The organism is Methylobacterium sp. J-072 (assembly GCF_022829425.1).
Taxonomy (GTDB): Bacteria; Pseudomonadota; Alphaproteobacteria; order Rhizobiales; family Beijerinckiaceae; genus Methylobacterium.
This window is the reverse complement of the sequence record NZ_JAKSYK010000140.1, coordinates 1-281: the sequence shown is the minus strand read 5'-3', so window position 1 is coordinate 281 and position 281 is coordinate 1. Positions and strand designations below refer to the sequence as shown.

Here is a 281-nt window from a genome sequence, read left to right as displayed (position 1 = left end):
GGAGCGGTAGGGCTGCGTTCGGGCGGGTGACGGTCGCGGCAGGACGACCTGCCGCCACGAATTCATCCAATTAAAGAACTCCGACCCGCGACCTCATCCTGAGGTGCCCGGCGATCGCAGATCGCTGGGCCTCGAAGGAGGGGGCAGGCCGAGCGCTCGATCACTTCGACATCGGCGTCCGAGATCCGGTCGTCGGCCGCCGCGATCATGGCGTCGACCAGATCGACCTTCTTGGCGATGCCGGGCAGCTGGACCTTGCCGGCCTCCATCGGGCCGCCCGA

The 281-nt window shown here is 68.0% G+C and carries 1 protein-coding gene; it reads right to left on the bottom strand.

What is annotated here, in order from left to right; translation table 11 throughout:
- Positions 1-62: 62 nt before the first annotated feature.
- Positions 63-281, bottom strand: a 219-nt coding sequence (locus tag MKK67_RS16080; RefSeq protein ID WP_243966122.1) for a hypothetical protein, incomplete at its 5' end; no start/stop codon positions are given.